The following is a 4,613-nucleotide window of genomic DNA, read 5'->3' as shown; positions in this document are numbered from 1 at the left end:
ATGAAGTGGAATGAAGGAGACGTTGTCAAGTGCTTTCCTTGACAACGTTTCCTCATTCCACTATCCTAACAAGCAGCTGAAGAAGGTGGGTATTTTTCACACTGTCTACTTGACAGGGATATGTTCAAGCCACTCGTTGGCTTCTTTTTTTGTGTTTTCAATTATTCAACATAAACAAAAGATATGTTGCATTCAACGATATCCGACAAAACGAGACGAGGTATTACAAAAAACTCTTTACATTACCGTATTTTCCTAATAAAATAATTATTGTAATAATTGTAGTATAATGAATCTTTAGTTATATTAAAACCGCCCCTTATCCTATGTTTTGATTTTGTTCTGTTTCACAAGTGCATTACATGCCTAGTCTCAATCTTTCTAAGGGTGATCATTTTGAACGCTACAAAATTTTGTATAGCAACGTTTCTTTCAAACTTGGGGGATGTCATATACAGTGTTGTTATAGCTTGGTATATTGCTGATGTTTTACAATCAGGTTTTTTGATGGGAGCAGTTTTATTTTCCCTAGGTTTGTCGAGATTTATTGCTGGGCTTCTTTGCGGCCCGGTTATTGATCGAATAGGGGCAAAGTTGTTTCTGTGGTTGTCAGACATGATAAGGGCAATCATTGTGTTAGTTTTGGCTATTCTGTTATGGGATCATACTATCTCTTTTGCAATTCTCATAATGGTCTCCGTTTTGTTTGGAGCGATTGATGCTTTTTATTGGTCAGCCTCAGAATCAATAAAGCCAAGATTAGTCGCTACTGAATATTTGAGTCGTCTCAATAGTCAATACTTCACTGTTGTAAGAACAACGATCATTTTGGGCCCTTTAATCGCCGCTTGGATGGTTGAATCAATCTCAATAGAACATTCCTTGATAGCCATTTCTATCTTATATGTATTTTCAACTTTTTTAATTTTGTTTATTGACTCTAAAAATAGTCATCTTGAAAATATGAACGATAATAATGACAAAACTTCTTACTTTTCGGATTTAAGACTTGGTTTTAGTTTTTTGAATAGACAAAAAATGATTTTTTATTTGGTTATAACTATATTTTTTGTAAATATTGGAGCAAACGGGGTTAATGTATTGTTCCCTTTTTTAGCTAAAAATGTTAGTGATGATGCTAAGTATTTAGGATATATATATTCATCGATGTCAATGGGAAGTTTGTTAACTGGTTTAATCTTTTCAGTTAAAAGCATTCACAAGGTTGAATTGAAGATTATTTATTTATCTTTTCTTTTACAAGCTACTGGTATTGCCGCACTATGTTTCACCCAAAATTTTTTGATTATTCTAATTTTCGTTTTTGTAATTGGCTTAATTACTGGTTTTATAGGAGTCCTTATACCTACTTTTGTTCAACGTTCTGTGCCTATTCATTTATTAGGAAGAGTTAATAGTATTATGATGGCGATTTCAATGCTTTCAACGCCAGTAGCCCAGTTTATTTTTGGGGTCAGTGTTGATTATTTCAATATAAAATATCTTTTCTTCATTGCAGGTGCTTTGGGTATAGTTACTAGTTTATCTTCGTTATTAATTAATGAGAGAAAAGGTACGCCAAGAGAAACTGTAATGTAAAGGAGGTGTTAAGCTTGAATATATTAGTTGGCGTTACAGGTTCTTCAGGAGTTGTTGAACTACCTATGTATTTACGAGTTTTTAGAGAAAAACTATATAGACTCCCATGACGAAAAAATTTTGTCGCCATCGGAAGGATGAAAACAACCTTCTGTCGAAATGGCCTCCTTGCAGCTGGGGTCATGAGATCGTTGTATCTATGGTACGTAAAAGTCCGAAGGATAGACAGACCCCAGTAGTCTGGTGCACCACGGAATGTCGCTCCCTTGAGGGAAGCACGCAGGATAGATAATAAAAATGATATTAATATTGTTTTAACACTCAACTAACGCGATCCAATCAAAGATAAAACACTTTTTCAAAAAAATATACTCAATCACTCGCCGCCAGTGAACAAAACGAACGGCCGCTCCCTCCATATGGAAAGAAGCAGCCGTTCAAGGGGGAGTTCGCACCCGTTTCAAGAATGCACCCACGGTTACTTATGCGCCGCAGCCGGACGGTGCGGATGATTCGGGCGATGCATGCTGCCCATCCGCTCACGGAGATACGGCAATAGCTTGCTTGGACGTCAGCTCGGTTCGTTGAGAAAGGTCTCCGTTTTTAAAAGAATAAATGAATAAATCGTGTGCCTGTGAAATTCGAAGTTTTTTCTAGGATCCGCACCACGAAGTGCTTGATATAACAGCATTTTGATCATTTCCATTTGCCTAAAATGGCCTCAAAACTGTCGAACTCGGGTTATATTTGTTAAAAATTACAAAAAATAAGCCGAGCCACCTGTTCCCTCAAAACGCCACCATGATCATGGATCAATCACGACGCCGCAACTCAAGCCAACCATCCATTAACAGAGAAAAATCTTATTCAAAACGTCCTTTTCTTTTCCCTGCTTCACGTCGTATAATCAAAAAAGAGGAGGTGAACAAGCATGGAGCGCGATACGGTGGTGAAAGAAGTGGTCGAGGCGCTGAAAATATTTTCCCGCGACATCCGCACCCAAATTGACGAAATGGGAAGTCAGCTGAGAGCGGAAATGCAAGAAACGGCCAACCAGCTGAGAGCGGAGATGCAGCAATTTCGCGCCGAGGTGAACGAGCGGTTCGACCGACTCGAACAAAAATTCGCTGGCTTGCGCGTAGAGCTGACCGAAACGCAAGAAACCGTCCATTTCCTCGCGTCCAAAACCATCCAGCACGAGAAAAAACTTCACCATTTGGCCAAGCAGCTTGAATCCATTCGCTAGTTTTCCTTCATCCGAAAGCCGCGTTTGACTGCGAGTCAAGCGCGGCTTTGATTTTTGCATCTCGGCTTCTTCGATCCCGATCAAATCCCCTCCTGCCCGGCCGCGCACGAAGACGGAAGAGAAGCTGATGATTTATCCACCCGTGGTGCTAGTTGAGCTTTAGCGCTCAACTAGCCCAAGTGTAACCAGGGAATAAGCTAACAATATACCGTCTAGTGCCACTCCAAATCCGATAATCGAATTGGCTCGGATCCCCGTGATGCGATAGTGGTCAACCAGAACCGAGAACACCGTCTCGATCACTTTGCGTTTTTGTTGGATCCACTGCTCCCATGTCTCAGACGCACGATGTTTCTGGTTTTTTCGAGACGGAGTCCAAAGCGCCATTTGGTATTCTTCGTACAGCCTTTTTTGCAAGTCACGGCTAATGAATCCTTTGTCCCCGAAGTTATACGGGTGGGGAATTTGGGTCATCACGCTTTCGGCTGCGATTCGATCGTGGCAAGATGCTTCCGTCACCACATACCCCATTGGCAGCCCTTGATCGGTCACGTGAAGGTGCAGCTTCAACCCGTAGTACCATTGCTTTTTGGAAGCGCAATACCCGATGTCGGCGATCTCTTGAAACCGTTTGACGCGATGCATTCTTGCCGTATGGCACAATGGGAGCGGCAAGCTGTCCACGACGGCATAGGCATGATGTTGGCCGCGTTTTGCTCACGACGGCGATCCATTTGATAGCGAAGCCAAGCGCCCGGCAGCGGCGGTTATACCGGGAACGTTCGAGAAACGAGCCGTTTGTGAACAAATTTCCCGTGACAAAACGATGCCACGCCCGTTCAGAAGTAAAACCGAGCAGCTTTCCTAAAAGATGAATCGCGATGACCACGGCGTCTTCCTGTTTGACCAAATGGCGGTTGCGACGCTGTAGGTACATCTGAATCGATGACAGTTGGGCAGAAACAAAAACGAAAATGGCGGCATATTGCTTTTGAATCTTGGCCCGATCTGTAGTAAAATGAAAGTGCTCTTGCATGGGGATTCTCCTTTCGAATGGTAGGTCGCACTTTCATTCTACAGGAGATCCGCCAGCAAGGGCTATTTTTATGCTTGCTCAAGTTTATCTAGCACCACGGGTTTTAGATTAGATTATCATTATATTGACGGAAAAGGACCTTATCTACATTATCATGTAGCTCCTAATATGAAAAAACATCACTTCATATGGTAATCAAATCAATTATAGGGAGTGAATAAACGTGAAATTTGATCCAAATCAGCATCTTCATTTAGGATATTATGAGAACAATGTTGATTTAGAAGCAGTCGCATATAAAATTCAGAATGAAAATAAATGGGTAGTTTTTTTAGATAATGAACAAGATACTACATTAGTTAAAAAAATATTAGATAAGTATGATTTCCATGAAAAATATGGTTACAAGATTTTTACTGTTGATGCAGATGATTTATCTTATGAAGTCGGAAGTAAGCTATTTGAAGAATGGTTAAAAGCAAATAATATAACTGTAGATGAGCATTTTTCATTACAATAATTTCCATGGTTAGAGAGACAAACAGGGTACCCCTTACGCGATACGGAGCTGTTTTTTGATCACATCAATGGGAATATCTTGCTTTGCAGCGTCATAAATGAACTCGACGACGCTGTGGTCTTTTCGCGACCGAAGAAGCTCCAGCCCGGTGGAGAGGTTTTGTCGGGATTCGGCGATGCTGTACACGCAGGCCAACAGCACCACCGCCCAAT

3 protein-coding genes and 2 pseudogenes are annotated in these 4,613 nt (G+C 41.1%); 3 read left to right on the top strand and 2 right to left on the bottom strand.

Annotation, left to right across the window (positions count from 1 at the left end; translation table 11 throughout):
* Window positions 1-387: 387 nt before the first annotated feature.
* Complete coding sequence (locus tag ETC02_RS16125) at window positions 388-1,599, top strand: MFS transporter (protein ID WP_050368391.1); 1,212 nt, start codon at window positions 388-390, stop codon at window positions 1,597-1,599.
* A 931-nt stretch (window positions 1,600-2,530) separates the two neighbouring features.
* Window positions 2,531-2,845, top strand: a complete 315-nt coding sequence (locus tag ETC02_RS16120) for a hypothetical protein (RefSeq protein ID WP_049625046.1) — start codon at window positions 2,531-2,533, stop codon at window positions 2,843-2,845.
* 159 nt (window positions 2,846-3,004) lie between these two features.
* Here ETC02_RS16120 and ETC02_RS16115 read toward each other — a convergent pair.
* Window positions 3,005-3,881, bottom strand: a pseudogene (locus ETC02_RS16115) (IS982 family transposase).
* Window positions 3,882-4,104: 223 nt separating this feature from the next.
* Here ETC02_RS16115 and ETC02_RS16110 point away from each other — a divergent pair.
* A complete protein-coding gene (locus ETC02_RS16110) occupies window positions 4,105-4,401 on the top strand; it encodes a DUF3986 family protein (protein WP_050368390.1) in 297 nt (98 codons plus the stop codon).
* Between the two features lie 33 nt (window positions 4,402-4,434).
* Here the strand turns inward: ETC02_RS16110 and ETC02_RS16105 are convergent.
* Window positions 4,435-4,613, bottom strand: a pseudogene (locus tag ETC02_RS16105) (IS701 family transposase); the annotation flags it as partial.

Source organism: Geobacillus sp. DSP4a, assembly GCF_013096875.1.
Classification (GTDB): Bacteria; Bacillota; Bacilli; order Bacillales; family Anoxybacillaceae; genus Geobacillus; species Geobacillus thermophilus.
The sequence above is the reverse complement of the archived record's forward strand: the minus strand, read 5'-3'. Positions and strand labels throughout refer to the sequence as shown.